At 70.5% G+C, this 25,367-nt stretch carries 27 protein-coding genes and 1 tRNA gene; 8 read left to right on the forward strand and 20 right to left on the reverse strand.

The window, feature by feature from the left end; translation table 11 throughout:
* Nucleotides 1–668 (forward strand): TerD family protein (locus P3L51_RS22930; protein WP_354607170.1); only part of this gene is annotated, 668 nt, incomplete at its 5' end.
* Nucleotides 669–757: 89 nt separating this feature from the next.
* Here P3L51_RS22930 and P3L51_RS22935 read toward each other — a convergent pair.
* The 3 genes from P3L51_RS22935 to P3L51_RS22945 form a co-directional block, all read right to left on the reverse strand.
* Complete coding sequence (locus P3L51_RS22935; protein WP_037784015.1) at nt 758–985, reverse strand: hypothetical protein; 228 nt, start codon at nt 983–985, stop codon at nt 758–760.
* A 127-nt stretch (nt 986–1,112) separates the two neighbouring features.
* Nucleotides 1,113–2,693, reverse strand: a complete 1,581-nt coding sequence (locus P3L51_RS22940) for a TROVE domain-containing protein (protein ID WP_354607171.1) — start codon at nt 2,691–2,693, stop codon at nt 1,113–1,115.
* A gap of 95 nt (nt 2,694–2,788) precedes the next feature.
* Nucleotides 2,789–2,858 (reverse strand) — tRNA-Lys (locus tag P3L51_RS22945).
* 283 nt (nt 2,859–3,141) lie between these two features.
* On the opposite strand from P3L51_RS22945, the gene P3L51_RS22950 reads away from it, so the two are divergent.
* Complete coding sequence (locus P3L51_RS22950) at nt 3,142–3,909, forward strand: SDR family NAD(P)-dependent oxidoreductase (protein WP_354607172.1); 768 nt, start codon at nt 3,142–3,144, stop codon at nt 3,907–3,909.
* A 493-nt stretch (nt 3,910–4,402) separates the two neighbouring features.
* Here the strand turns inward: P3L51_RS22950 and P3L51_RS22955 are convergent, their stop codons facing one another.
* Nucleotides 4,403–5,962: a hypothetical protein gene (locus P3L51_RS22955; protein WP_354607173.1), complete on the reverse strand. Its 1,560-nt coding sequence runs from the start codon at nt 5,960–5,962 to the stop codon at nt 4,403–4,405.
* A gap of 208 nt (nt 5,963–6,170) precedes the next feature.
* On the opposite strand from P3L51_RS22955, the gene P3L51_RS22960 reads away from it, so the two are divergent.
* A complete protein-coding gene (locus P3L51_RS22960) occupies nt 6,171–7,997 on the forward strand; it encodes a DUF8508 domain-containing protein (protein WP_354607174.1) in 1,827 nt (608 codons plus the stop codon).
* Nucleotides 7,998–8,087: 90 nt separating this feature from the next.
* On the opposite strand, the gene P3L51_RS22965 is transcribed toward P3L51_RS22960, so the two are convergent.
* The 7 genes from P3L51_RS22965 to P3L51_RS22995 form a co-directional block, all read right to left on the reverse strand.
* Nucleotides 8,088–8,846, reverse strand: coding sequence for an antibiotic biosynthesis monooxygenase (locus P3L51_RS22965; RefSeq protein ID WP_354607175.1), 759 nt, complete (start codon nt 8,844–8,846; stop codon nt 8,088–8,090).
* 94 nt (nt 8,847–8,940) lie between these two features.
* On the reverse strand, nt 8,941–9,462 hold the full coding sequence (locus tag P3L51_RS22970) for an SMI1/KNR4 family protein (protein ID WP_354607176.1): 522 nt from the start codon (nt 9,460–9,462) through the stop codon (nt 8,941–8,943).
* 13 nt (nt 9,463–9,475) lie between these two features.
* Nucleotides 9,476–10,096, reverse strand: coding sequence for a DUF4232 domain-containing protein (locus tag P3L51_RS22975; protein ID WP_354607177.1), 621 nt, complete (start codon nt 10,094–10,096; stop codon nt 9,476–9,478).
* Between the two features lie 39 nt (nt 10,097–10,135).
* The gene (gene dapD, locus P3L51_RS22980) at nt 10,136–11,125 is read right to left on the reverse strand and encodes a 2,3,4,5-tetrahydropyridine-2,6-dicarboxylate N-succinyltransferase (RefSeq protein WP_354607178.1); all 990 of its coding nucleotides are present in this window, start codon (nt 11,123–11,125) and stop codon (nt 10,136–10,138) included.
* Between the two features lie 225 nt (nt 11,126–11,350).
* Nucleotides 11,351–11,614 carry a hypothetical protein gene (locus P3L51_RS22985; RefSeq protein WP_354607179.1) on the reverse strand — a complete coding sequence of 88 codons (264 nt, stop codon included), beginning with the start codon at nt 11,612–11,614 and terminating at the stop codon, nt 11,351–11,353.
* 4 nt (nt 11,615–11,618) lie between these two features.
* On the reverse strand, nt 11,619–12,191 hold the full coding sequence (locus tag P3L51_RS22990; RefSeq protein WP_354607180.1) for a TetR/AcrR family transcriptional regulator: 573 nt from the start codon (nt 12,189–12,191) through the stop codon (nt 11,619–11,621).
* The gene (locus tag P3L51_RS22995; RefSeq protein WP_354607181.1) at nt 12,191–12,517 is read right to left on the reverse strand and encodes a DMT family transporter; all 327 of its coding nucleotides are present in this window, start codon (nt 12,515–12,517) and stop codon (nt 12,191–12,193) included. Before P3L51_RS22995 ends, P3L51_RS22990 begins: the two co-directional genes overlap by 1 nt.
* Before the next feature lie 380 nt (nt 12,518–12,897).
* Here P3L51_RS22995 and P3L51_RS23000 point away from each other — a divergent pair, with 380 nt between their 5' ends.
* Entirely contained in the window at nt 12,898–13,908 is a 1,011-nt protein-coding gene (locus tag P3L51_RS23000) for a DUF7847 domain-containing protein (RefSeq protein ID WP_354607182.1), read from the forward strand.
* A 79-nt stretch (nt 13,909–13,987) separates the two neighbouring features.
* Here P3L51_RS23000 and P3L51_RS23005 read toward each other — a convergent pair whose 3' ends face one another.
* The 8 genes from P3L51_RS23005 to P3L51_RS23040 all read right to left on the reverse strand — a co-directional run bounded on the left by P3L51_RS23005 (nt 13,988) and on the right by P3L51_RS23040 (nt 20,636).
* Nucleotides 13,988–14,326 carry a metal-sulfur cluster assembly factor gene (locus P3L51_RS23005; RefSeq protein WP_023542537.1) on the reverse strand — a complete coding sequence of 113 codons (339 nt, stop codon included), beginning with the start codon at nt 14,324–14,326 and terminating at the stop codon, nt 13,988–13,990.
* Nucleotides 14,323–14,787: a Fe-S cluster assembly sulfur transfer protein SufU gene (gene sufU, locus P3L51_RS23010; protein WP_354607183.1), complete on the reverse strand. Its 465-nt coding sequence runs from the start codon at nt 14,785–14,787 to the stop codon at nt 14,323–14,325. The genes P3L51_RS23005 and sufU overlap by 4 nt, the downstream gene beginning before the upstream one ends.
* An 11-nt stretch (nt 14,788–14,798) precedes the next feature.
* Nucleotides 14,799–16,073, reverse strand: a complete 1,275-nt coding sequence (locus P3L51_RS23015) for a cysteine desulfurase (protein WP_354607184.1) — start codon at nt 16,071–16,073, stop codon at nt 14,799–14,801.
* Nucleotides 16,070–16,834 (reverse strand): Fe-S cluster assembly ATPase SufC, encoded by a 765-nt coding sequence (gene sufC, locus P3L51_RS23020; protein WP_354607185.1) that lies wholly within the window; start codon nt 16,832–16,834, stop codon nt 16,070–16,072. Before sufC ends, P3L51_RS23015 begins: the two co-directional genes overlap by 4 nt.
* 4 nt (nt 16,835–16,838) lie before the next feature.
* Entirely contained in the window at nt 16,839–17,156 is a 318-nt protein-coding gene (locus tag P3L51_RS23025) for a bifunctional 3-phenylpropionate/cinnamic acid dioxygenase ferredoxin subunit (RefSeq protein WP_354607186.1), read from the reverse strand.
* Nucleotides 17,156–18,334, reverse strand: coding sequence for a Fe-S cluster assembly protein SufD (sufD, locus tag P3L51_RS23030; protein WP_354607187.1), 1,179 nt, complete (start codon nt 18,332–18,334; stop codon nt 17,156–17,158). The genes P3L51_RS23025 and sufD overlap by 1 nt, the downstream gene beginning before the upstream one ends.
* A gap of 74 nt (nt 18,335–18,408) precedes the next feature.
* The gene (gene sufB, locus P3L51_RS23035; RefSeq protein WP_354607188.1) at nt 18,409–19,830 is read right to left on the reverse strand and encodes a Fe-S cluster assembly protein SufB; all 1,422 of its coding nucleotides are present in this window, start codon (nt 19,828–19,830) and stop codon (nt 18,409–18,411) included.
* Nucleotides 19,827–20,636, reverse strand: coding sequence for a helix-turn-helix transcriptional regulator (locus tag P3L51_RS23040; protein WP_354607189.1), 810 nt, complete (start codon nt 20,634–20,636; stop codon nt 19,827–19,829). Before P3L51_RS23040 ends, sufB begins: the two co-directional genes overlap by 4 nt.
* Nucleotides 20,637–20,806: 170 nt before the next feature.
* On the opposite strand from P3L51_RS23040, the gene P3L51_RS23045 reads away from it, so the two are divergent.
* The 4 genes from P3L51_RS23045 to P3L51_RS23060 are packed head-to-tail and all read left to right on the forward strand — an operon-like array spanning nt 20,807 to nt 24,050.
* Entirely contained in the window at nt 20,807–21,742 is a 936-nt protein-coding gene (locus P3L51_RS23045) for an ABC transporter ATP-binding protein (RefSeq protein ID WP_354607190.1), read from the forward strand.
* Nucleotides 21,739–22,542 (forward strand): ABC transporter permease, encoded by an 804-nt coding sequence (locus tag P3L51_RS23050; RefSeq protein ID WP_435594507.1) that lies wholly within the window; start codon nt 21,739–21,741, stop codon nt 22,540–22,542. The genes P3L51_RS23045 and P3L51_RS23050 overlap by 4 nt, the downstream gene beginning before the upstream one ends.
* 26 nt (nt 22,543–22,568) lie before the next feature.
* The gene (locus P3L51_RS23055; protein ID WP_354607191.1) at nt 22,569–23,018 is read left to right on the forward strand and encodes a PH domain-containing protein; all 450 of its coding nucleotides are present in this window, start codon (nt 22,569–22,571) and stop codon (nt 23,016–23,018) included.
* Between the two features lie 54 nt (nt 23,019–23,072).
* Complete coding sequence (locus tag P3L51_RS23060) at nt 23,073–24,050, forward strand: COX15/CtaA family protein (protein WP_354607192.1); 978 nt, start codon at nt 23,073–23,075, stop codon at nt 24,048–24,050.
* A gap of 61 nt (nt 24,051–24,111) precedes the next feature.
* Here the strand turns inward: P3L51_RS23060 and P3L51_RS23065 are convergent, their stop codons facing one another.
* Entirely contained in the window at nt 24,112–25,227 is a 1,116-nt protein-coding gene (locus tag P3L51_RS23065; RefSeq protein ID WP_354607193.1) for an amidohydrolase family protein, read from the reverse strand.
* Nucleotides 25,228–25,367: the final 140 nt, after the last annotated feature.

A 25,367-nucleotide genomic window follows, 5' to 3' on the forward strand; every position in this document is an offset into this window, starting at 1 on the left:
GTATAAGAGACAGCCCCCGGATCGCGGCCCCGGTCGCTCCCTCCGCCCCCGTCCCGCCGTCCGCTCCCCCGACGGCTCCCGCGGGCGCCGGGAAGATCAATCTCGACAAGGGCCGCGTCAACCTCCAGAAGAACCAGACGGTGTCGCTCGTCAAGGGCGGCGCCCCGCTGCTGTCCCAGGTCAAGATGGGCCTCGGCTGGGAGCCCGCGTTCCGCGGGAAGGACATCGACCTCGACGCCTCCGTGATCGCCTACGGACCGAATCGCAACCACCTGGACAGCTGCTACTTCGGCAAGCTGTCCATCCTCGGCGGCTCGGTCAAGCACTCGGGTGACAACCTCACGGGTGAGGGCGCCGGGGACGACGAGACGATCGTGGTCGACCTCGGCCGGCTGCCGGCCGAGGCCACCGGACTGGTCTTCACGGTGAACTCGTTCACCGGCCAGAAGTTCAACGAGGTCGCGAAGGCCTACTGCCGGCTGCTCGACGCCCGGACCGGTGAGGAGCTCGTCCGCTTCGATCTGACGGGCGCCGAGCCGCAGACCGGCGTGATCATGGCCAAGCTGATCAAGCAGTTCTCCGGCGAGTGGGAGATGACGGCCGTCGGCGAGTTCGTGAAATCCCGCACGGTCCGCGGCATGGTCAAGCCGGCGGCCAAGTCCCTCTGAGCACCGCTCCGGACCCGGCTTCGGGTCCGGACATGCCTTTACGGGCCGCCGCGGTCACGGGGATCGCGGCGGCCCGGGGGCCTGGGTCTTCAGAGCTTGGTCAGTTTGGAGAAAGGGCTCAGGATCCGACCCTGGCGGCCCGAGAAATCGATGAGCACGGCGTTCTCGCCCTCGACTCCGATGACTCTGCCCAACCCGAACTGATCATGGGAGACACGGTCTCCCACGTCGAAGTGCTCGGGCGGAGGTGAGGCCGGGCCTTGGCGGTTGAAGGGACTGGACGGCAGGTGGCGCCGGGAACCGGCTGACTTTGTCATTACCTGGAGTATGCGCCCAACGGCCCCCGACGCGCCATGCCCGACCCCCGACGGGCCGCGGGATCACTCGTTCCCCAGTGCCCCCACGGCCCTCTCCGGGGCCCTCTCCAGGGCCCTGTTCCGGCGGTCAGCCCGCCCACGGCCAGTCGGCGTCCCGACCCGCCTCCAGCAGCGGAACCATGCGGAACGCGGCGTCGGAGAGACCACCGAAAGTGTGCCGGTTCCATGTGCCCGAGGGCCCGTGTCCGGCGCGGTACCCCGCCAGATTCCAGGTGTAGACGGGAACACGGTCCGGGACCTGCTCGGTCGGGTCGCCGTAGTGGCTGTACGACGCCTGCTCGTCCGTGACGATCAGCACCCGGTCGTGGCCCCGGTAGTGGTCCCGTACCGCCCCCGCCGTGTCCGTACCCCCCAGGCTGCCGAAGCGCCCCAGGACCTTCAGCACGGACTCGCCCCCGGCGTACGTCACCTTGCCGCTGCCCGAGCCGAACTCGACCAGATCGGCGTCGGCGGCGCGCATCGCCACCGCCGTACCGAAGATCGCCGCCGCGTCGGCCCGGTTGAGCCGCGAGCGGTCCGACAACGGCGACCACATCGAGCCCGAGCGGTCGACGAGGACCAGCGTCCGCCCCGGCAGCGCGGGCACATTGGCGAGCGAGTGGCCGAGCGCCCGCTCCAGCGGGTAGGACCAGCGCAGCGACGGCGCGTGCTGGTACGCCGCGAGGTAGCGGAACGGGAACTGCCGGGACCGGGCGACCACCGCCGGGTCCGACAGCTCGGCGGCGACCCGGGCCGCGACCTCGTCGCTCACCCCGGCCTCGTCGAAGTTCCGCAGGTTGCGCAGCAGCGCCATCGGCCCCATGGACGGGATGACGGCCTCCCACGCCGCCGCGTCCATCGGCCCCCGCAGCCAGCCCGCCAGCATCTCCCAGGTCATGCCCGCCTCCGCCAGCCGCCCGGCGGCGCCGGGAGCCGTGATCACCGCGCGCCGCTCGGCGGCGGGCAGCTCCATCAGAGCCCGGTGCGCGACGAGAGTGCGGTTCGACGCGGGCGGGACGGCGCTGTCGGGGTGGTGCCGGCGGTCGAGGGCGTAACGGAACAACTCGCCCTGCCACGCCTTGGCCGGGTCGGGCGAGGCGTGCACGAGATTGAGGATGTCCCCGAAGCGGTAACCCTTCGACGCGGTGTCGTACTTCAACAGCGACTTTCCGCTGTAGAGCCGCCGCACCGCGTCGGCCGTTCCCCGCTTGACGGGTTTGGGTATCGCGCGTCCGTAACGGGACGTCCAGTAACCGAGCATTTCACCGGGCTCGTCGGCACGCAGCAGTACGGAATCGACGACCTGACGGTTCGACGGGCCCGTGCGTACGCCCAGTTCGAGACGGGCCTTGACGTATTCGGCGGCGCCCACAATGGCGGCGGTCCGCATGTTCCCATCACGGCGCAGCCAGCTCAGCAGACCGGCCGTCCACGAGGGATCCTCGACGGCCAGCGTGCGTACGAGGGTGGCGAAGCGGTTGTCGCGATCGTCCCCGGACTCGTAAAAGGTCTGCTGGGAAACGAAGTTGGCGACGGCGAGCAGAAACAGCTCGGACTTCGCGTCGCGCGCTTTTCCGGTGCCGCCCTGGTGGGTCCGGGTAGGAACGCCGGTCGACCGCACGGGCGAGGTGCCGCGGACCACGGAGAGATGGGTGTTGAAACGTGTCATTGGGAATTCCCCCGAATTCACTGAGAAGTCCAGAGATCAAGGCCGGCGGAACCGACAAAGGTGCTCTGCCAACTGAGCTACACCGGCTCGAAAGCCGATGGCAGGACTCGAACCTGCGACCGCCCCATTAAGAGTGGAAGTAGGTCCCGCCTTCGCACCTGGACAGATATGACTTTAGGAGAGGGGCCGAAGGGCTGCCACGGGTTTTAGCGGCGTCACGGGGACGGGCCACGACCGGTACGGGCACGGCTCCCGGCCGGTACCGCGGCCGACGACACCTGCACCGCCCTGCGGCTCGCCGACGGCACGCCGCTGCGCGACTGGGTGCTGCCTGGCATCATCGACCAGCTCGCGCCCGACGCGTCGGGCTGGTACGACCGGGTCGGTACGTCGGAGGTACGGGCGTACAACGCCCTCGACGGCCGACACCTCCCGAAGGGACCTCTCCATGAACTTCCCGCAGACCGGCCGCCGGGTGCTGGTCACCGGCGCCTCGCGAGGACTGGGCCGCGCGGTCTCCCGCGCCTTCGCCGCCAACGGCGACCGGGTCGCCGTCCACTACGGCACCCGTGAGCAGGACGCGCGCCGCACCCTGGATTCCCTCGACGGCACGGGCCACGCGCTGGTGGGCGGCGACGTGTCGGACCCCGAGGGCGCGGCCCGGATCGCGGACGCGGCGCGGGACGCGCTGGGCGGCATCGACGTGCTCGTGAACAACGCGGCGGTCAACGAGCGCCATCCGCTGCCCACCACCTCCTACGAGGACTGGGCGGCGAGTTGGCAGCGCCACCTCTCGGTGAACCTCCTCGGCACGGCGCTGCTCAGCCACCGCGCGGCACGGTCGATGATCGACCGCGGCACGGGCGGCCGGATCGTCAACATCGGCTCACGCGGCGCCTTCCGCGGCGAACCGGACCACCCCGCGTACGGCGCCACGAAGGCGGCGGTGCACGCACTGGGCCAGTCCCTCGCGGTATCGCTCGCACCACACGGCATCGCGGTCGCCTCCGTCGCTCCGGGCTTCTTCGCCACGGAACGGGTGGCCGCCCGGCTCACCGGCCCGGAGGGCGACGCGATCCGGGCACAGAGCCCGTTCGGCCGGGCGGGAACGGCGGAGGAGATCGCGGCGGCGGTGCTGTGGCTGGCCTCCCCGGAGGCGGAGTGGTCGTCGGGCGCGGTACTGGACCTCAACGGCGCCTCGCATCTGCGGACTTGACGCACCGCCCGGCCGGGCGCGGGACCGTACACGTGTGTTGGGCGCTCCACCAGGGCCGACGCCGCCCGGAGCGCCGGGCACACGTCCGACGGCTCACGCGCCTCAGCGGGCTCATGCGCCGGACGCGCCTTCAGCCCGTCCGGCGCATGAGGACAGTACGAGCCGGTCCGGCACATGAGAACAGCACGAGCCGGTCCGGCGCTTGAGGACAGCACGAGCCCGTCCGGGCGTATGAAGGCAGAACACGAACCGGTTCCGCGCTTGACGCACAACACGAGCGTGTCCGGCGCCGGGGACAGAAACCTCGGTCGGCCCGCACTTGAGGACGCCCGGCCACCGGCCGGACCCGCTCACCGCGCCCGCCGCGGGCGCACCGCTGGGGCTGCCGCCCGCCGGTCCCGCGGGGGCGGCTCACGCGCGACGGCGGCCGACACCGTGCGGCGCGGGCCGGCAACGGGGCACCCGGCCGCCCGCGCGCGCCGCCCCTCCCCCCTCAACCCGCGCTGCGCGACCTCGCCTTGAACGCCGCCTTGCGGGCCTCCTTCGCCGACTTGCGGTCCCGGTGCAGGCGCCCCATCGCCTCCAGGACGTCCGCCGTCGCCGGGTGGTCCACCCTCCAGGCCGCGTCGAAGAAGCCGCTGTGCTGGCCGACCAGGCCCTCCACCAGCTCCTGGAGCTCCACCGGCTCGCCCTCGGCGTCGAGTTGGGCCGCGATCGTGTCGATCGCCAGCCAGAAGATCATCGACTCGGGCGGCGGCGGCACGTCGGCAGCCCCCAGTTCGGCGAGCCAGACGCGGGCGAGGCCGCCCAGCTCCGGGTCGTCCAGGATCTCGCGCACCGCGGGCTCGGCCTCGACACCGACGAGCGCGAGGGACTGCTGACAGTGCAGCCGGCGCAGCGGGGCGCCCGGGTCGGTTCCCTTGGCGGCGACGAGGAGTTCGCCTGCCGCGGCGGCGGCCTCGCGGCGGGCCAGCCAGAGTTCGGTCTCGGCGCGGGCGGCCGGCTCCGGGAAGTGGGCGACGCCGTCGAGCAGCGCGTCAGCGCCCTTCTCGGCGAGGTCGCCGACCGCGGGCGCCTCGACGCCCGCGTCCCGCATCCGGGACCTGATGCCGTGCAGACCGAGCGGGGTCAGCGTGACGACGCCGTAGCGGGACACGTCCTCGTCGTCGCCGGACGGTGCGGCGTCGGAGCCGGCCTCGGAGTCCTCGACCATCAGGGCCTCGTCCACGGGCACGTACGTGACGAGCCCGATCGGCTCCAGCAGCGCGAACTGGTCGTCCAGCCGCATCATCGCCTCCGACACCTGCTCCAGGACGTCGTCGGTGGGCTCGCCCATGTCGTCGGGCACGATCATCGACGCGGCGAGGACCGGCAGGGGTACGGGGACGGGGTCGGTTCCGCCCTCTCCGACAGTGAGCAGATACAGATTCCCGAGGACGCCCTCCAGGAACTCCGCCTCCACCTCCGGGTCCCAGTCCAGCGCGTCGAGGTCGATCTCGCCGTCGTCGCCGATCGCCCCGGCCAGATCCTCCAGAACGGGCGCCGTCGCGTCGGCGAAGACGACGTCCAGGGCGTCCAGCCAGAGGGAGAGGATGTCCTGCGGGCTGCCGGAGGTGATCAGTTCGAGCGCGGCCCCGGCGCTCACCGTGCCGTCGGCATCGTGGGAGAGGGAGTCGGGACGGGAGCCGGAGCGGGAGTCGGGGACGGACGCATCGTCCTCCCGCGCGTCCTCGACCTCCACCAGCCCCGTGTCCACGGCCACCCGCCACGCCTCGCTCGCCTCGGCCTCGGCGTCGGCCCGCGCCTGCGCCGCCAGCGCTTCGTCGCTCTCCGTCGGCTCCGGGCTCTCGGTCCCGACGAGTCCCAGCACCTCGGCCGCGGCGGGCAGTTGCTCATCGACGAGTTCACCGCCCGCGCCGACGCGTGTCCCCGGCCCGGTCCAGCGGGCGAGGCGCACCGCCCTGGCGAGCAGCGGTACGGCGAGCGCGTCCCGCGCCAGTTCCGCGTCCGAGGGCAGCCGCACCGGCGGCAGAGTGGGGCGGTCTCCGGACATCTGGTGATTCTCCTTGCGCCTTACGGGGTTCAGGGCGCCCAAGCGTAGACGTATTTCACCCCATCCCACCCGGTTCACTTGGCCGACAACGGGCGTACACCCGGACACCCTTGACAACACATGGGCCCACGCAAGAGATTGACGCGCGTAGAACTACGTCTCCACGCCGCCCCCCTCCTCCGCCCTTCCTCACTTCCGGAGTCCCGTAATGCCTTCATCCGTACCGAGAACGGCCGCGGTTTCCGCCCTTGTCGCCGCCGCACTCGCCGCCGGTCTGCTCGCCGGATCCTCCTCGGCCTCGGCCGCAGACATCAGGATCCACGGGATCCAGGGCAGTGGCCGGATATCGCCGCTCGTGGGCACCCCGGTGGCCGACGTCCCCGGCATCGTCACCGGTGTACGGACCTACGGCTCCCGGGGCTTCTGGTTCCAGGACCCGAACCCCGACAAGGACGCGGCGACGAGCGAGGGGATCTTCGTCTTCACCAACGCCGTTCCGACGGTCGCCGTGGGCGACTCGGTCAAGGTGTCCGGCACGGTCACCGAGTACATCCCCGGCGGCGCCACCTCCGGGAACCAGTCCCTCACGCAGATCTCGTCGCCGAAGATCACGGTCGTCTCCTCCGGCAACAAGGTCCCCGCGCCGGTGACCATCTCCGCCAAGTCCGTACCGGCCGCGTACGCCCCGAAGGGCACCGCCGCGACCGGCAACAGCATCAACGGCCTTCAGCTGAAGCCCCGCAGCTACGCGCTGGACTACTACGAGTCGCTGGAGGGCATGAACGTCCGCGTCGGCACCTCGCGCGTGGTCGGCGCCACCGACCCGTTCTCCGAGCTGTGGGTGACGGTCAAGCCGAGCGAGAACGAGAACCGCCGCGGCGGCACGGTCTACGGCGGTTACAACGACCAGAACACCGGCCGGCTCCAGATCCAGCAGCTGGCCCCGGTCGCCGAGCAGCCGTTCCCGAAGGCCGATGTCGGCGACGTGCTGTCGGGCGACACCGAAGGCCCGCTGGACTTCAACCAGTACGGCGGCTACACGCTGACCGCCCGCACGCTCGGCAAGGTCACCGGCGGTGGCGCGAAGCCCGAGACGACCCGTACGCAGCGCCGCGACGAGCTGGCCGTGGCGACGTACAACGTCGAGAACCTCGACCCGTCCGACCCGCAGGAGAAGTTCGACGCACTCGCCGGCGCCGTCGTCCGCAATCTGGCGTCGCCGGACATCCTGGCGCTGGAGGAGATCCAGGACAACAACGGCGCCAAGGACGACGGCACCGTCTCCGCCGACGCCACCATCGCCAAGTTCACGGCGGCGATCGTCGCGGCCGGCGGCCCCGCGTACGAGGCGCGGACCATCGACCCCGAGAACAAGACCGACGGCGGCGAGCCCGGCGGCAACATCCGCCAGGTCTTCCTCTTCAACCCCGAGCGGGTCTCCTTCACCGACCGCGCGGGCGGCGACGCCACGACGGCGACCGAGGCCGTACGGACCGACGGCAAGGCCGCTCTGAGCCTCTCCCCCGGCCGGATCGACCCGGCGAACGCCGCCTGGGAGAACAGCCGCAAGCCGCTGGCCGGTGAGTTCACCTTCCGCGGCAAGCCGGTCGTCGTGATCGCCAACCACTTCGGCTCCAAGGGCGGCGACGAGAGCATCGTCTCGCACCACCAGCCGCCGAACCGGATCTCGGAGGCGCAGCGGCACCTCCAGGCGAAGGCCGTCAACACCTTCGTGAAGGACCTTCTCAAGATCCAGCGGAGCGCCGACGTCCTGGTGGTCGGTGACATCAACGACTTCGAGTTCTCCACGACCACGAAGACGCTCACCGCCGACGGCGCGCTGTACGCGGCGGTCAAGTCCCTGCCGGCGCCGGAGCGTTACTCGTACGTCTACCAGGGCAACAGCCAGGTTCTCGACCAGATCCTGACGAGCCCGGCGGTCGACGACTTCGACTACGACAGCGTCCACATCAACGCCGAGTTCGCCGACCAGAACAGCGACCACGACCCGCAGGTGCTGCGCTTCCGCCCGTGAACGGCCCCGCGCCGGTCTGAACCGCCCCTGAACCGCCTCTGAACGGCGGTGGCCCGGCCGTACCCCACATACGGCCGGGCCACCGCTTCCTCAGCCTGCGTCCCCTTCCGAGTCCCCTTCCGAGTCCGCGTCCAAGTCCGCGTCGGTGCCGGCGCTGAGGCTGATCGCCGGTGTGTACCTGTTCACCGTGCTGCCCGCGAGACCCGGGAAGCTCCGCACCTTCGCCCACTGCTCCGTGCTCGAACCGACGCCGTCGCCGGGCGAGTCGAGCGCCGCGACATGGCCCTCCGCGTTCTCCCACTCGGCGTAGTTGAGCACCCGTGTCCCGTCCGTGCTCGTGTGGAAGTACGCGGCGATCCCGGCCGACCCCTCGTACGGATCGTTGTCGAGAGCCGCGAAGACGGTGTCCGTCCACTCCCGCTGGCGCGCGGGGTCCGGTCCGTCGAACTCGACGTCCACGATCACCACGCAGCCGGGCACACGGGTGTCCCCCTCGGCCGGCTCCCCGCCGCGGTACAGCTCGTACGAGCCGATCCCCACCCGTTCGATCCCCGGCACGGCCGCGTCGATCTCCGCGTTGCGCCCGTCCCGTCCCGTACGGAAGAAGTCCTGGTAGGCCGCCTCGTCGCGCCACTGCGAGTAGTGGAGCAGTGTCCGGCCGTCCTCGCCGACCAGGACGCTGTACGAGAGGAGGCCGCCGTCCGGCCAGTCGCGGCTCCGCCATGCCGCACCGATCGCGTCGACCGCCGCGCGCTGCCGTTCCGGCGTACCGACCCGCCAGGTGCTGACCTTGACGACACCCACACCGGGACGGGTGATCTCGGGAACTGTGGCGACCCGCACGGACATGGTGATCCCTCCTCGTCGCCGCACCCCCGTGGCGCGGCGTCACTCACCATGCTCAGATATCAAGTGCGGTTGAAGTCAACGCGTCAACGCACGGTCAACGCGTCTTCGCCCACCGCGCCACCCAGCCGGCGAAGCCGGGCTCCTCCTCGAAGGGCGCGGCGCCCACGTCGCTGACGGCCCATATCCGGCCGCGCTGCGCGCCGGTGACGACCAGGTGCCAGTAGAGCCCGCAGCCGTCCGTGCCCAGCACGATGCTGCCGTCGTTGCCGACCTCGTCGATCAGCGGCTCTATCTCCTCGTACGGCCGGGGGTCGTCCTCCCAGACCCATTCCTCGGTCAGCGGGAACGCCTTCGCGGGGGCGCGCTGCCCGTCGTCGGCGCCCCAGTCCGCCGGCAGGCACTCCAGCGGGATCAGCCCGTCGACATCGGCGGGACCCTCACCGCTGCCGTCGCATATCTCGGCGACCAGCGTGCGATACGGCTCCGGCAGCACCACTCCCTGCTCCCGCTCGAAGGCGTGCACGGCGTCCCAGCCCAACGGGGGTCTGCGGATCTCGGGCGGGAAGGCGGCGCGCAGCGCGTCGAGGTCGACGGGATCGGGACGTTCGGTGTTCATGGGACCCATTGCATCACCGGCCACTGACAGGATCGGCCGCCCAGGCGGTCACGTCGAGGAGACTGCCCGTGCCGAGGTCGACGACGAGGGGCAGGGAGATCGGCTCCTCGCCGGGGGCGGGCGTGACGCGGACGTGGGCGCCCGGGGTGGGCGCTCCGTCGAAGGAGGTGACGCGGTTGTTCCACTGGAGATGGGTGCGCGCGGTGCCGTTGGGTGCCAGGGTCAGCTGCCGGGGGCGGTCCTTCCCGCGGGTGATCGACACATCGATCGGCTCGCGGTCCTCGTCGAGGAGTTCGATGCCCGGGTAGCCCTTGACCCGGTACGGCTTGTCGCCGCAGTTCCAGAGCTTGACGGTGATCACGCGTACGCCCATGGCCGCGTTCTCGCCGTCGATCACGACGTCGAGGCCGGACGCCGGGCAGCCGGACGCCTCGGTCTCGGACGGGGACGGTGACGGGGATCCGTACTGCTGGTAGGAGGGCGAGATCGGGTCGGGGGACACGAGCCCGGACGGAGCGCCACCACCACCCCGCTCCGCGTCGATCTCGCCCTTCACGTCCGAACATCCCGCCGCCGTCAGCAGCAGGACGAACGCCCCCGCGAGCAGCGCGGCATGGCGGTGTCGCCTCGTCATCGGATCCCCGTCCCCCTTGGTGTACGCGTTGACGCGTCGTCAGTTGTTGCTGTGCAGAACGTCGTTCAGGCCGCCCCAGACCGCGTTGTTCGGGCGGGCCTCGACCTTGCCGGTGACCGAGTTGCGGCGGAAGAGGATGTTCGACGCGCCGGACAGCCCACGCGCCTTGACGATCTCCCCGTCGGGCAGCGTCACGCGCGTACCCGCCGTGATGTAGAGACCCGCCTCGACGACGCACTCGTCGCCCAGCGGGATACCGACACCCGCCTCCGCGCCGATGAGGCAGCGCTCACCGATCACGATGCGCTCGGTGCCACCGCCGGAGAGGGTGCCCATGGTGGAGGCCCCGCCGCCGATGTCCGAGCCGTCGCCCACGACGACGCCGGCCGAGATCCGGCCCTCGACCATGGAGGTACCGAGGGTGCCCGCGTTGAAGTTGACGAAGCCCTCGTGCATCACGGTGGTGCCCTCGGCGAGATGCGCGCCGAGCCGGACACGGTCGGCGTCGCCGATCCGGACGCCCTTGGGAGCGACGTAGTCCGTCATACGCGGGAACTTGTCGACCGAGGTGACCTGGAGGTGCAGGCCCTCCGCGCGGGCGTTCAGGCGAACGGTCTCCAACGCGTCCACGGCGACGGGGCCGAGCGAGGTCCAGGCGACGTTGGCGAGCAGACCGAAGAGGCCGTCGAGGCTCTGGCCGTGCGGCTTCACCAGGCGGTGGCTGAGCAGGTGCAGGCGCAGGTAGGCGTCGTGCGCGTCCAGCGGCTTGTCGTCGAGCGAGGCGATGACCGTACGGACGGCGACGACCTCGACCCCGCGGCGCGCGTCGGGTCCGACGGCCTTCCGCGCGGCGTCACCGAGCAGTTCGGCCGCGCGGTCGGCGGTCAGCCGCTCGGTGCCGGCGGGGCCGGGCTCGTCGCTGAGCGTGGGGGCGGGGTACCAGGTGTCGAGGACGGTGCCGTCCTCGGTGAGGGTGGCGAGCCCGGCGGCGACGGCGCCGGTGGTACGAGTAGCAGTCGAGTCGGTCATGAGCGAAACCTAACGGGCGCCCGTACGCCGAGGCCAACCGGTCCCGGCGTACGAGCACGAGGTCCGTCCCGGGCGCACGCGTGAGCGCCTGGAGCCGGTGGCTCAAGGGCGCGGCCCACTCCTCCGACTCGCGCGACCCCGGGCCGCTCAGGAACGCCGCCTCCCGATGCGCCGCGACGGGTTCACGCGGGGCCGACGGGCCCGCGTCGATCCTGCCGGGGTGGTTCAGCCGAGCCGGTTGTCGTTGTTGTACGGGGTGCCCGGCTCGCGGCCGGTGTCGTCCTCGGCGCGCGGCAGGAGCCGGTGTCCCTCGGAGTGGTGGTTCACCCAGCCGCAGACTCCGCAGCTGTAGCGGCCGTCCAGCCCGGCGATGAGTGTGCCGCACTGGCGGCACTCCGCGTAGGTGATCTCGGGGCCGATGGCGGTCACGGCCTCCGGCGCGGACTCCGGCGCGTGCTCCGGCACTGACCTGGCGGGCGGGTTGGTCATCCGGTCAATCTACCGGGACCGCTCCCTGCCCCGTCGAGCCCGCCGCGAGGATCCGGCCCAGCATCTCGCGCGTGTAGCCGACGTCGTACTCGCTGCCGGTGAGCAGTACGTGGAGACAGATGCCGTCGAGCAGCGCGACCAGCGCGCGGGCGGTGACCGGGTCGACGCGGTCGGCGAGGATCGTCGTGACCCCGACGCACCACTCGGCGGCCACCGGCCGCAGCGCGGGGCGGCGCAGGGCGGCGAGGTAGAGCTCGTACTCCAGCTCGACGCTCGTGGGGTCCGCCGCCAGCCACCGGCCGGTGATCCGGGCCAGCTCGTCCGCGATGTCGCACTCCGGGTCGGCGAGGGCGCCGCTCTCCCTGACGGCGGTGGCGAAGCCCTCGTTGGCCTGCCGCAGCGCGGCCACCAGCAGCTCGTCCAGCGAGGCGAAGTGGTACGTGGTGGAGCCGAGCGGCACATCGGCCTCGGCGGCGACGGTGCGGTGGCTGAGCCCCGCGATCCCGGCGCTCCCGACCACCCGGATCGCCGCGTCGATGATCCGCTGCCGCCGCTCGGGGTCGTAGCGCCGCGCCATCAGTGGGCCCCGCCGAGATTGAGGAGTACGACGCCGCCGATGACGAGCGCGATGCCGGCGAGCTTGGCCGGGGTGGCCGCCTCGCTGAGGAAGACCATGCCGATGGCGGCGACGGCTGCGGTGCCGACGCCCGCCCAGATCGCGTAGGCGGTGCCCACGGAGAGGGTCTTGAGCGTCTGGGCGAGCAGCGCGAAGGCCACCACGTAACCGGCCACGGCGCCCAGTGAGGGCCAGAGCCGGGTGAAGCCCTCGCTGTATTTCATGGCCGTCGTGCCGGCCACCTCCGCCACGATCGCGACGGCGAGCAATGCGTATCCCAATCCCATGTGTACGAGTGTACGCATGAGATGCGTACGCGCGTACACAGGATGGCGGAATTCATGGGCGGAGCACCACCGGCTACGGTGTCCCGGCCGGAGTCGGCGATACACATCGGAGCAGAGCAGTGACGCAGGACGCGGGGTGGGGCGGCGGCCGGAACAGCGGGCCGCCGGGCGGTTACGGACCGTACGGCGGCGGCGGTCCGCCGCCCTACGGGAATCAACCTCCGTACGGGAATCAACCTCCGTACGGAAACCAACCGCCGTACGGGAATCAACCGCCGTACGGCGGTCAGCCCCCGTACGGAGGCGCGCCGCCCCCGTACGGAAGCGGCCCCCCGCCCGGCTGGGGCGGCTGGTCGCGCCCGCGAGGGCCGAAGCCCGGCGTGATACCCCTGAGCCCGCTCACTCTGGGCGAGATACTCGGCGGCGCGTTCTCGACGCTGGGCCGCTACTGGGGTCAGCTGTTCGGCATCGCACTGATGGTGTACGGCGCCGCGTTCCTGGTGAGCGCCGGGGCCCTGGCCGTCACGTACGCCACCGTCGGCGACCAGTTGTCGGCCGTCCTCGACACCCCGGGCCGCTCCTCACCCGCGTGGGCCGACGTACAGCCCCTGATCATCGCCTTCGTCTGCCTGTGGATCGTGCTGATGGCGGCGCTGCTGCTGGCCACCGCGGTGATGCAGGCCTGCTGCCCGCTGATCGTCCAGGAGGCGGTGCTCGGCAGGCCGGTCAGGGTCGGTACGACGCTGCTGCGGGCGCTGTCGCGAGTGCCCGCCGTGATCGGAACGGTCTTCCTCACGGGGCTGATCGTCCTGGTCCCGGTACTGCTGTTCATCACCGGAGTGGTCTCCACGATCATCACGTTCGTCGCCACGGACAGCGTGGACCCGGCCGCCTGGCTCATCTTCCTGGGCTTCGTGGGCAGTCTGGTCCTCGGGCCGCTGGCGATCTGGCTGTGGGTGCTGTTCAGCCTCGCCCCGGCGGTCGTCGTCATCGAGTCGCGGGGCCCCGTCGCCGCGCTGCGCCGCTCGGCCGCGCTGGTCCGCGGCTCCTGGTGGCGCCTCTGCGGCATCTCGCTGCTGGCCTTCGTGATCGCCTCGGTCGCGGGCCTGGTGCTCCAGCAGGTGCTCAATGTGGTGGGGGCGTTCCCCAGCACCTTCAGCTCGGAGGAGTTCAGCTACGAGCCGACCATGGGCGAGATCTTCGTCGCCGTGAGCGGCTATCTGGTCCTGATCCTGGTGGGCCAGCTGATCAGCCAGGTCTTCTCGACGACCTTCCCCCAGCTGGTGCTCAACCTTCTCTACATCGACCAGCGCATCCGTAGGGAGGATCTGGCGCCGGCGCTGATCTCGGCCGCGACGCCCGGACCACCGATGCCGCCCGGCTCGCCCTGACCCACGCACGCGTACGTGAGCGGGCCCCACGATCACCAGGATCGCGGGGCCCGCTCACACAGGTCCGCCGGTCAGCGCCTCAGACGTTGAAGCCCAGCGCGCGCAGCTGCTCGCGGCCGTCGTCCGTGATCTTGTCCGGACCCCACGGCGGCATCCAGACCCAGTTGATCTTCAGCTCGTTGACGATGCCCTCCGTCGCCGACTTCGCCTGGTCCTCGATCACGTCGGTCAGCGGACAGGCCGCCGACGTCAGCGTCATGTCGAGGGTGGCGACGTTGGACTCGTCGATGTGGACGCCGTAGATCAGGCCCAGATTGACGACGTCGATCCCCAGCTCGGGGTCGACGACGTCGTACAGCGCCTCGCGGACCTCCTCCTCGGAGGCCGGCTTCATCATCACGGTCTCGTTCTCGCTCATGCCGTCTCCTTATGCGCGGGGTCGCCCAGTGCCTGGGCCGTCGCGTCCTTCCACGCCATCCAGCTCAGCAGCGCGCACTTCACACGGGCGGGGTACTTGGAGACGCCGGCGAACGCCACGGCGTCCTCCAGCACCTCCTCCATCGCGTCGTCGGGCTCGATCTTGCCCTTGGACTGCATCAGCTCCAGGAACGTGCTCTGGATCTTCTGCGCGTCCGCCAGCTCCTTGCCGACGAGCAGGTCGTTCAGCACGGACGCGCTGGCCTGGCTGATGGAGCAGCCCTGACCCTCGTACGACACGTCCACGATGCGGGAGCCGTCGTACTTCACGCGGAGCGTGATCTCGTCACCGCACGTCGGATTGACGTGGTGCACCTCGGCGTCGCCGTCCCGCAGACCGCGCCCGTGGGGGTGCTTGTAGTGATCCAGGATGACTTCCTGGTACATGGAATCCAGCTTCACCGGTCAATCCCTCATCCGAAGAAATTACGGACGTGCTCCAGTCCGTCGACCAGGGCGTCGACCTCGGACTGCGTGGAGTACAGATAGAACGACGCCCGCGTGGTCGCCGGAATTCCGTACCGCAGGCAGACCGGCCGTGCGCAGTGGTGACCGACCCGGACGGCGATGCCCTGCTCGTCCAGCACCTGGCCCACGTCGTGCGGGTGGATGTCTCCGAGTGTGAAGGAGATCGTGGCGCCGCGCTCCTCGGCCGTGGCCGGGCCGATGATCCTCAAGGAGGGGACGTCGAGCAGCCGCTTCACCGCGTACTCGGTGATGGCGTGCTCGTGCGCGGCGATCTTGTCCATGCCGATCGCGCTCAGATAGTCCACGGCCGCGCCGAGGCCGACGGCCTGGGCGATCGGGGGCGTACCCGCCTCGAACTTGTGCGGGGCGGGGGCGTACGTCGAGGAGTGCATCGACACGGTCTCGATCATCTCGCCGCCGCCGAGGAACGGCGGAAGGTCCTCCAGCAGCTCCTGGCGGCCCCACAGGACGCCGATACCGGTCGGGCCGCACATCTTGTGGCCCGTGAAGGCCACGAAGTCGGCCTGGAGCGCCTGCACGTCGACCGCGACGTGCGGGGCCGCCTGCGAGGCGTCGATCAGTACCAGCGCGCCGACCTCCTGGGCGCGGCGGACGATCGCCTCGACGGGGTTGACCGTGCCCAGGATGTTCGAGATCAGCACGAAGGAGACGATCTTCGTCTTCTCGGTGATGATCTCGTTGATGTTCGACAGGTCGAGCCGGCCGTCGTCGGTGAGACCGAACCACTTCAGCTTCGCTCCGGTGCGCTGCGAGAGCAGCTGCCACGGCACGATGTTGGAGTGGTGCTCCATCTCCGTGATGACGATCTCGGTCTCGTGGTCCACGCGGTAGGGCTCGTCGGCCCAGCCCAGCATGTTCGCCACGAGGTTGAGCGACTCGGAGGCGTTCTTGGTGAAGATCACCTCGTCGCGGCTCGGCGCGTTGATGAAGGCGGCGACCTTGTCGCGCGCGCCCTCGTAGAGCGCCGTGGCCTCCTCGGCGAGCACATGGACGCCGCGGTGCACGTTGGCGTTGTGCTGCTCGTAGTACTCGTTGAGGGCGTCGAGGACCTGGCGCGGTTTCTGCGATGTCGCCGCGTTGTCCAGGTACACGATCTTCTTCCCGTCGTGGACCAGCCGGTCCAGCAGGGGAAAGTCCTTACGGACCGCCTCGTCGAGGAGTCGCTGAGACCCGGTGAGGAGGCCTGACGGCTGTGTCACGCGGATACGCCACCCTTCACGTACGCCTCGTAGCCCTCGTTCTCCAGCTTGTCCGCGAGTTCCGCGCCGCCGGACTCGGCGATACGGCCCTGTGCGAAGACATGCACGAAGTCGGGCTTGATGTAGCGGAGGATCCGCGTGTAGTGCGTGATCAGCAGCGTGCCGACCTCTCCGCTCTCCCGGACGCGGTTGACGCCCTCGGAGACGACCCGCAGCGCGTCGACGTCCAGACCGGAGTCCGTCTCGTCGAGGATCGCGACCTTGGGCTTGAGCAGTTCGAGCTGAAGGATCTCGTGGCGCTTCTTCTCGCCGCCGGAGAAGCCCTCGTTGACGTTGCGCTCCGCGAACGCCGGGTCCATGTGGAGCTGCTCCATCGCGCTCCTGACCTCCTTCACCCACGTGCGCAGCTTGGGTGCCTCGCCGCGCATGGCGGTGGCGGAGGTGCGCAGGAAGTTGGAGACCGAGACTCCGGGGACCTCCACGGGGTACTGCATCGCGAGGAAGAGCCCGGCGCGGGCGCGCTCGTCGACGGTCATCTCCAGGACGTCCTCGCCGTCCAGCGTCACGGTGCCACCGGTGATCGTGTACTTGGGGTGGCCCGCGATGGAGTACGCGAGGGTCGACTTGCCGGAGCCGTTGGGGCCCATGATGGCGTGCGTCTCGCCCTGCTTGACGGTCAGGTCGACGCCCTTGAGGATCTCGCGGGCACCGCCCTCCGCCTCGACAGTGACGTGCAGGTCGTTGATTTCAAGGGTTGCCATGGACTCAGGACTCCTGGGTGACGGAGACGAGCACATCGTCCCCTTGGATCTGTACGGGGTATACGGGGACGGGGCGCGTCGCGGGAAGGCCGTTCGGCTTGCCGGTCCGCAGGTCGAAGCTGGAGCCGTGCAGCCAGCACTCGATCGAGCAGTCCTCGACCTCGCCCTCCGAGAGGGAGACGTTCGCGTGCGAGCAGATGTCGTTGATCGCGAACACCTCGCCCTCGGTACGGATGACGGAGACCGGTATGCCGTCGAGTTCGACCCGCTTGGGGGTGCCGTCCTCCAGCTCGGTCAGTCCACACGCTCGGACGAAGGCCATCAGACCGATGCCTCCAGCTCCGCCTCGATCTTGGCGATCAGGCGCTCCTCGACGTCCGGCAGTCCGATCTGCTGGACCAGCTCGGCGAAGAAACCGCGGATGACGAGGCGGCGGGCCTCGATCTGCGGGATGCCGCGCGACATCAGGTAGAAGAGCTGCTCGTCGTCGAACCGGCCGGTGGCCGAGGCGTGACCGGCGCCGGCGATCTCGCCGGTCTCGATCTCCAGGTTCGGTACGGAGTCGACCCGGGCGCCGTCCGTGAGGACCAGGTTCCGGTTCATCTCGTAGGTGTCGGTGCCCTCGGCGGCGGCGCGGATGACCACGTCACCGATCCAGACGGCGTGCGCGTCGTCGCCCTGGAGCGCGCCCTTGTAGACGGCGTTGGACTTGCAGTGCGGCGCGTTGTGGTCGACCAGGAGCCGGTGCTCCTGGTGCTGGCCCTTGTCGGTGAAGTAGAGCCCGAACAGCTCGGCCTCACCGCCGGGGCCCGCGTACGCCACGCGCGGGTGGAGCCGTACGACGTCGCCGCCGAAGGTCACCACGATCGACTTGAACGAGCCGTCCCTGCCGATCAGCGCGTTGTGCTGGGCGACGTGGACGGCCTTGGCGTCCCAGTCCTGCACGGAGACGACGGTGAGCTTGGCTCCGTCGCCGACGAGGAAGTCGACGTTGGCGGCGACCACCGCGTCACCGGTGTGGTCGATGACCACGACCGCCTCGGCGAAGGCGCCCACCTCGACCACCTGGTGCACGAAGGCGGTGCCGCCCTGGCCGTGCACGGTGATCCGGATCGGCTCGGTGAGCACCGTCTCCTTGGGAACGGAGACGACCGACGCCTTCTCGAACGAGGTGTACGCCTGGGCGGCCACCCGGTCCACCGGCGTACCGGCCTTGCCCACGCGCGGGTCGTCGCGACCGACGGTCTCCTGAGTGACACCCGCGGGGGTGTACACCTCCGTACGGATGAGGCCGTCGGCGACGGCCGTTCCGTCCTGGAGACCGCGCAGCCGCTCCAGCGGCGTGAACCGCCACTCCTCCTCGCGGCCGTGCGGAACGGGGAAGTCCGCGACGTCGTAGGACGGCGGCGCGCTCATGCGCGTGGCGACGGTCGACTCGGCGGCCACCGCGATCGAACCGGCGGTGGTGGAACCCACCGGAATGTTCTGAGCCTCAGCCATGGCTGTCGTCGTGCTCTCTCTCTGCCTCTTGGGGAATCGGTCGCTGCCGCGGAGAACTGCCGCTGGGGGCAGGGTCAGCCGACGGAGCCTTCCATCTGGAGCTCGATGAGCCGGTTGAGCTCCAGGGCGTACTCCATGGGCAGTTCCTTGGCGATCGGCTCCACGAAGCCGCGCACGATCATCGCCATGGCCTCGAACTCGGTCATTCCGCGGCTCATCAGGTAGAAGAGCTGGTCCTCGGAAACCTTGGAGACCGTCGCCTCGTGCCCCATCGACACGTCGTCCTCGCGGACGTCCACGTACGGATAGGTGTCGGAGCGCGAGATGGTGTCGACCAGCAGCGCGTCGCAGAGCACGTTGGACTTGGATCCGGGCGCGCCCTCACCGATCTCGATGAGACCTCGGTAGGAGGTACGGCCGCCGCCTCGCGCCACCGACTTGGAGACGATGTTCGACGAGGTGTTCGGGGCCATGTGGACCATCTTGGCGCCGGCGTCCTGGTGCTGGCCCTCGCCCGCGAAGGCGATGGACAGGGTCTCGCCCTTGGCGTGCTCGCCCATCAGATAGACGGCCGGGTACTTCATGGTGACCTTGGAGCCGATGTTGCCGTCGACCCATTCCATGGTCGCGCCCTCGTAGGCCACGGCACGCTTGGTAACGAGGTTGTAGACGTTGTTCGACCAGTTCTGGATGGTCGTGTAACGGCAGCGGCCACCCTTCTTGACGATGATCTCGACCACGGCGCTGTGCAGCGAGTCCGAGGAGTAGATCGGCGCCGTACAGCCCTCGACGTAGTGGACGTAGGCGTCCTCGTCGACGATGATCAGCGTTCGCTCGAACTGGCCCATGTTCTCCGTGTTGATACGGAAGTAGGCCTGGAGCGGGATCTCGACGTGCACGCCCTTCGGCACGTAGATGAACGAACCGCCGGACCACACGGCCGAGTTCAGCGAGGCGAACTTGTTGTCGCCGACCGGGATGACCGTGCCGAAGTACTCCTGGAACAGCTCCGGGTTCTCCCGGAGGGCGGTGTCCGTGTCCTTGAAGATGACGCCCTGCTCCTCCAGGTCCTCACGGATCTGGTGGTAGACGACCTCGGACTCGTACTGGGCCGCGACACCGGCGACGAGGCGCTGCTTCTCCGCCTCGGGGATGCCGAGCCTGTCGTAGGTGTTCTTGATGTCCTCGGGCAGGTCCTCCCAGGACTCCGCCTGCTTCTCCGTCGACCGGACGAAGTACTTGATGTTGTCGAAGTCGATGCCCGACAGGTCGGAGCCCCAGCTCGGCATCGGCTTCTTGCCGAAGAGCTTCAGGCCCTTGAGACGGAGCTTCAGCATCCACTCCGGCTCGTTCTTCTTCGACGAGATGTCGCGGACGACGTCTTCGGAGAGACCCCGCTTCGCGGTGGCACCGGCCGTGTCGGAGTCGGCCCAGCCGTATTCGTACTTGCCCAGGCCGTCGAGCTCAGGATGGGCGGTCTCCGTGGGGAGCGTCATGCGGGGTTCCTCCCGGCCGTGCTTTCGGATGCGTGATGATCGGTCTGCTGGCTGATCTTCGGTCTGTCGGTCTGTGGGGCGGCGCCCTGCGGCGTGCCCGGTGGTGCTCCGTGCCCGGCGCCGTGGGGGATGAACGTGGTGCACACCCCGTCGCCGTGGGCGATGGTCGCCAGCCGTTGCACATGGGTCCCGAGCAGCTCGGAGAAGAATTCCGTCTCCGCCTCGCACAACTGCGGATACTTCTCGGCCACGTGGGCCACCGGGCAGTGGTGCTGGCAGAGCTGCTCGCCCTGCTGGTTCGGTGCGCTACGAGCCGTAGCAGCGTACCCGTCGGCACTCAGGGCCCTGGCCAGCGCCTCCGTGCGCTTCTCGGGCGCGGCCGACTCGACGGCTTCCCGGTACGCCCCCGCCTGGGTGGCGATCCGGCCACGCGCGAAGGCGGTGACCGCCGCGTCGCCCTGGGCGCCGCCGCCCGCGCCGCGGGCGATCCAGTCGATGGCGTCGGCGGCGAGCTTGTCGTACGACTGGTCGAAGGCGTCCCTGCCGCAGTCGGTGAGGGCGAACACCTTGGCGGGCCTGCCTCGCCCGCGTGAGCCGTAGACTCGCTGGTCGCGCGGCTCCACGACGGCGTCGGCGGCCAGCGCGTCGAGATGGCGGCGGACGGCGGCCTGGGTGAGCTTCAGCCGGCCCGCGAGGTCGGAGACGGTGGACGGGCCGTGGTCCAGGATGGAGCGCGCGACCCGGTTGCGTGTGGAACGCTCACCGGTCGCGAGTTCCTCCTGCGGAGCCTCGCCCACGTATTTCACAACGCCATTGTTGCGTAATTCCTTCGCGAGTGACAACAGCCGTCCGGAACGACGAGTCGTGCCGTTCGTCACTTAGGGTCACCTAATAAGCCCGGGGACCGACCGCACGAACGAGGGGTTTGCCCGCCCCCGGACCCGGAGCCCCCACGGCCGCTGCCTAGACTCACGGCATGCGCAGCGTCGTCGGAGAGCCGGTGGTCCAGATCCGGGGCCTGGTCAAGCGGTACGGGGCCAAGACCGCCGTGAACGGCCTCGATCTGGCGTTCCGGGCGGGCACGGTGTCCGCGCTCCTCGGCCCCAACGGAGCCGGCAAGACCACCACGATCGAGACCTGCGAGGGCTATCGCAGGCCGGACGAGGGCACCGTACGCGTCCTCGGACTCGATCCCGTGGCCGACGCGGCACGGCTGCGCCCCCGGATCGGCGTGATGCTCCAGTCCGGCGGCGTCTACTCGGGCGCCCGCGCGGAGGAGATGCTGCGCCACATGGCCGCACTGCACGCGAATCCGCTGGACGTGACCGCGCTGATCGAGCGTCTCGGGCTCGGCGGCTGCGGCCGTACGGCCTACCGACGGCTCTCCGGCGGCCAGCAGCAGCGGCTCTCGCTCGCCATGGCGGTCGTCGGCCGGCCCGAGCTGGTGTTCCTGGACGAACCGACCGCGGGGCTCGACCCGCAGGCCCGCCGCTCCACCTGGGACCTGGTGCGTGAACTGCGCGCCGACGGCGTGACCACGGTGCTCACCACACACTTCATGGACGAGGCGGAGGAGCTGGCCGACGACGTCGCCATCGTCGACGCCGGCCGGGTCGTGGCGCACGGCACCACCGAGGAGCTGTGCCGGGGCGGCGCCGAAAACACCCTGCGCTTCACCGGCCGTCCCGGGCTCGACGTCGGCTCGCTCCTCAAGGCGCTGCCCGACGGGTCGGCCGCCGCCGAGCTGACGCCGGGCGCCTACCGGATCGGCGGCACGATCGACCCGCAGCTGCTCGCGACGGTGACGTCCTGGTGCGCGCAGCACGGGGTGATGCCGGACAGGATCTCCGTCGAGCGGCACACGCTGGAGGACGTCTTCCTCGAACTGACCGGCAAGGAGCTGCGTTCATGAGCACCGATACGGAGATGGGTACGGGTGCGCGGACGGGCGCCGGCACCTACACACCCGCCCCGGGCGCGGCGCCGCTGTCGCGGATGATCGCCGCACAGACGGCCTTCGAGACGAAGATGCTGCTGCGCAACGGTGAGCAACTGCTGCTGACCGTGATCATCCCGAGTCTGCTGCTGGTGGTGTTCTCGACGGTCGACATCATCGACACGGGCTCGGGCGCGTCGGTCGACTTCCTGGCCCCCGGCGTCCTCGCGCTGGCCGTGATGTCGACGGCCTTCACCGGACAGGCCATCGCGACGGGCTTCGAGCGGCGTTACGGGGTGCTCAAGCGGCTCGGCGCATCACCTCTGCCGCGCCCGGCCCTGATGAGCGCCAAGACGCTCTCCGTCCTGGTCACCGAAGTGCTCCAGATCGTGCTGCTGACGGTCATCGCGTTCGCGCTCGGCTGGTCGCCGGAGGGCAACCCCTTCGCCGTGGTCCTGCTGCTCGTCCTCGGGACGGCCGCGTTCTCCGGGCTCGGGCTGCTGATGGCGGGCACGCTCAAGGCCGAGGCGACGCTGGCCGCGGCGAATCTGGTGTTCGTGCTGCTGCTCGTGGGCGGCGGCGTGATCGTACCGCTGGACAAGTTCCCCGAGGTGGCGCGGACGCTGCTCGGTCTGCTGCCGATCTCGGCCCTCTCCGAGGGGCTGCGGGACGTGCTCCAGCACGGTGCGGGGTTGCCCTGGGACGACCTCGGGGTGCTCACTGTCTGGGCGGTGCTCGGGCTCGGGGCTGCGGCCCGTCTCTTCCGCTGGGAGTAGAGAGCCGTGCTTCTTGGACTGCCGGCATGACCCCCGTCGAGTACCGGCCCGCCCAGAGCCGATTCGTCCTCTGTTTCTGCGGCGTCTTCACCGTCTGGGGCCTGGTGTCGGTGGGCGTGTTCATCTTCGGCAGCCCCGGAGCCCTGTCCTGGCTCGGCCTGGCGCTCATCACGTTCATTCCCTATCTCGCCAACAACGCTCTCGGTGTCACCCGCGTCGATGAAACGGGCATACGCGTCCGGCGACCCGTGGGACGGCACTCAGCCCACTGGCACGACATCGCGGACATCGGCGTTCACCGAGTCGGTGGAGGCAGCGAGGTCCGCTACGACAAGTGGATCAGGGTCACACGCCACGACGGCACCTCGTTCCGCCTCCCGGCGCCCATGACGTCCTCCGCCTATCAGGACGACACCTTCGAGGCGAAGCTCGAAGACATCACCCTGCGCCGGCGCCGGGCCACCGGGCGCCCTTGACCACCTCGCCCTTGACCACCCCCTCGTGACTGCGTTCACAAACGCCCGCCTACCATGGTTGCCGTGTGGAACCCCCTCGACTACATCGCCCAGCGCTGGACGCCCTCCCCCCGAATCCTCCGGCGCGCCGCGCTCTCCGCCGTCGTGATGACCGTCGTCATCATCGTCACCGGCGGCGCCGTCCGGCTCACGGGCTCGGGGCTCGGCTGCGACACCTGGCCGAAGTGCACGGACGACAGCCTCTTCGCGACCCCCGAGCAGGGTCTGCACGGCGCGATCGAGTTCGGCAACCGGATGCTGACGTACGTCCTGTCGGCCGCCGTCGGCTGGGCGATCGTCGCGGCCCGGTCGGTCAAGCCCCGGCGGCGCGGCCTCACCCGGCTCGCCTGGAGCATGTTCTGGCTGGTGGTGGTGAACGCCGTCATGGGCGGCATCACGGTCCACATGAAGCTCAACCCCTGGACGGTGGCCGTCCACTTCCTGCTCGCCAATGCCCTGCTCACCGTCACCGTGCTCGTCTGGCAGCGCACCCGTGAGGGCGACTCGACGCCCCGGCCGCGGGTCCCCCGTCCCGTACGGAAGCTGTCCTGGGCGCTGATCGTCACCACGGTCCTGCTGGTCGCCCTGGGAACGTCGGTGACCGGCTCCGGCAAGCACGCGGGTGACAGCAGCGAGGTGCCGCGCATGCCGTGGAACTGGATCGACGCGGCACACGTGCACGCGGCGGCGGCCTGGCTGGTCTGCGCGCTGGCGATCGCGATGTGGCTGGTGCTGCGTGTCGTGGACGCCCCGGACGACACCCGCGCGCGGGCGCGCGACCTGCTGATCGTGCTGCTCGCGCAGGGCGGTGTGGGCTACGTCCAGTTCTTCACCGACGTGCCCGAGTTCCTGGTCGGCGTCCATATGCTCGGCTCCGCGCTGACCTGGATCGCGGTGCTGCGGCTCGCGCTGAGCCTGCGCGAGCGGCCCGTGGCGGACCCGGAGATCCCGGCGCAGGCTGATCCGGTCGACCCTGCGCTGTCCACGGCCTGAGCCGCCCCGGCCGGGCCCTGTCCGGCGGACCTTCGTGGACCGGCCCGGGTCTGACAGGTCGTCATGTCCCGTCCAGGCCGTAGACCCTGCGGGCGTTGCCCGAGGCGATCATCTCCGCGACGCGCCGCGCGTCGGCGACCGCCCACGAACCGTCCGCCGCCCAGCCGCCGAGCACCCGCGTCAGCGCCTGCCGGAAGACCCTCGCGCCCACCACGTGGAGTTCGGGCAGCCCGCGCGCGCCGCTGGAGTAGAGCAGCTTCCCGAACGGCGCCAGCTCCAGCACCTCCGCCAGTACGTCCGCCGCGCGGGCCCCGGTGTGCGCGAGGGCCGGGCCGAGATCGACGTACACGTGCGGGAAGGCACCGGCGAGCCGCGCGGCGTGCCGGTGGTACGGCCGGCCGTACAGCAGCACCAGGTCGGTGCCGAGCCCGGCCGTGGCCGCCGCGAAGCCCGCGATCTGCGCCTGGCCGCCGTCGGAGCAGGCGCCCCGGCACCCCTCGCCGGGGCCCGCGTGCAGTTGGAGCGGCAGCCCGGTGGCGACGGCGGTCCACAGCAGATGCCGCAGCAGTACGGGGTCGGTGAGCCGGCCGCCCACCCGCCGCCGGGCGAGCCAGCGTCCGGCGGCGGCGCGCACCTCGCCGGGTCCCGGCGGCTCGGACGCCGGCGCTGCGGCGTGGCGCGGGGCCGTCACGGAGACAAAGGCGGCGGCGGACCCGGCCGCCGCGTGCACGGCGTGGGCGAGGTTGGTGAGCAGCGAGCCGACGGTGCCCGAGGTGTCGGCCACCTGCTGGGCGAGGAGTTCGAGCCGTACGATCTCGCGGGCCTCGGCGGCGCCGGCCGCCGCGATCTCCTCGGGGCCGGTCAGATCGCCGGGCAGCCCGGTGTCGACCAGATAGGTGGTGACGCCGGTGCCGCGCAACAGCCGCCGCCCGGCCTCCAGGACGCCCAGCTCCCGGCGCCGGGCGAGATAGCCGGCGGGCGAGGTGTGCGGCTCCAGTCCGAGGAGCGGCGGGCACCAGCGCCGAACGGCGAATCCGGTCTGGGTGTCGAAGAAGGTGGTGCCCGCGGCGGGCGGGCCCGCCGCCCTGCCGAGCTGGGCCTCGAAGGTGGCGAGGCCCAGCTCCGTACGGAGCACGCCGTGGCAGTTCTGGTCCACCAGAGTCGTTGTCTCGATCATGGCGCTTCCCGTCGTGGACCGTATCCCTACAGTCCTAACGGGTAAGGGGCGCTCGGGTGTTGGCCTGCCCGGCGATCGAGGACCGACGGCCGCCGTGCCTAGGGTCTGTCGTTTGGATCAGGCTGGATCAGGGAGCGGGG

Source organism: Streptomyces panacea (assembly GCF_040560175.1).
In the GTDB taxonomy this organism is placed as follows: domain Bacteria; phylum Actinomycetota; class Actinomycetes; order Streptomycetales; family Streptomycetaceae; genus Streptomyces; species Streptomyces panacea.

Excerpts from the sequence above, each read along its gene's own strand:
- P3L51_RS23050 (WP_435594507.1), top strand. The coding sequence starts at position 21,739 with ATGAGCACCGATACGGAGATGGGTACGGGTGCGCGGACGGGCGCCGGC.
- P3L51_RS22985 (WP_354607179.1), bottom strand. The coding sequence starts at position 11,614 with ATGACCAACCCGCCCGCCAGGTCAGTGCCGGAGCACGCGCCGGAGTCC.
- P3L51_RS22960 (WP_354607174.1), top strand. The coding sequence starts at position 6,171 with ATGCCTTCATCCGTACCGAGAACGGCCGCGGTTTCCGCCCTTGTCGCC.
- P3L51_RS22990 (WP_354607180.1), bottom strand. The coding sequence starts at position 12,191 with ATGGCGCGGCGCTACGACCCCGAGCGGCGGCAGCGGATCATCGACGCG.
- dapD (WP_354607178.1), bottom strand. The coding sequence starts at position 11,125 with ATGACCGACTCGACTGCTACTCGTACCACCGGCGCCGTCGCCGCCGGG.
- P3L51_RS23005 (WP_023542537.1), bottom strand. The coding sequence starts at position 14,326 with ATGAGCGAGAACGAGACCGTGATGATGAAGCCGGCCTCCGAGGAGGAG.
- P3L51_RS22940 (WP_354607171.1), bottom strand. The coding sequence starts at position 2,693 with ATGACACGTTTCAACACCCATCTCTCCGTGGTCCGCGGCACCTCGCCC.
- sufB (WP_354607188.1), bottom strand. The coding sequence starts at position 19,830 with ATGACGCTCCCCACGGAGACCGCCCATCCTGAGCTCGACGGCCTGGGC.
- P3L51_RS22965 (WP_354607175.1), bottom strand. The coding sequence starts at position 8,846 with ATGTCCGTGCGGGTCGCCACAGTTCCCGAGATCACCCGTCCCGGTGTG.
- P3L51_RS22935 (WP_037784015.1), bottom strand. The coding sequence starts at position 985 with ATGACAAAGTCAGCCGGTTCCCGGCGCCACCTGCCGTCCAGTCCCTTC.
- P3L51_RS22995 (WP_354607181.1), bottom strand. The coding sequence starts at position 12,517 with ATGGGATTGGGATACGCATTGCTCGCCGTCGCGATCGTGGCGGAGGTG.
- sufD (WP_354607187.1), bottom strand. The coding sequence starts at position 18,334 with ATGGCTGAGGCTCAGAACATTCCGGTGGGTTCCACCACCGCCGGTTCG.
- P3L51_RS22970 (WP_354607176.1), bottom strand. The coding sequence starts at position 9,462 with ATGAACACCGAACGTCCCGATCCCGTCGACCTCGACGCGCTGCGCGCC.
- P3L51_RS23045 (WP_354607190.1), top strand. The coding sequence starts at position 20,807 with ATGCGCAGCGTCGTCGGAGAGCCGGTGGTCCAGATCCGGGGCCTGGTC.
- P3L51_RS23065 (WP_354607193.1), bottom strand. The coding sequence starts at position 25,227 with ATGATCGAGACAACGACTCTGGTGGACCAGAACTGCCACGGCGTGCTC.
- P3L51_RS23055 (WP_354607191.1), top strand. The coding sequence starts at position 22,569 with ATGACCCCCGTCGAGTACCGGCCCGCCCAGAGCCGATTCGTCCTCTGT.
- P3L51_RS22950 (WP_354607172.1), top strand. The coding sequence starts at position 3,142 with ATGAACTTCCCGCAGACCGGCCGCCGGGTGCTGGTCACCGGCGCCTCG.
- P3L51_RS22975 (WP_354607177.1), bottom strand. The coding sequence starts at position 10,096 with ATGACGAGGCGACACCGCCATGCCGCGCTGCTCGCGGGGGCGTTCGTC.
- sufC (WP_354607185.1), bottom strand. The coding sequence starts at position 16,834 with ATGGCAACCCTTGAAATCAACGACCTGCACGTCACTGTCGAGGCGGAG.
- P3L51_RS22955 (WP_354607173.1), bottom strand. The coding sequence starts at position 5,962 with ATGTCCGGAGACCGCCCCACTCTGCCGCCGGTGCGGCTGCCCTCGGAC.
- P3L51_RS23060 (WP_354607192.1), top strand. The coding sequence starts at position 23,073 with ATGGTTGCCGTGTGGAACCCCCTCGACTACATCGCCCAGCGCTGGACG.
- P3L51_RS23025 (WP_354607186.1), bottom strand. The coding sequence starts at position 17,156 with ATGGCCTTCGTCCGAGCGTGTGGACTGACCGAGCTGGAGGACGGCACC.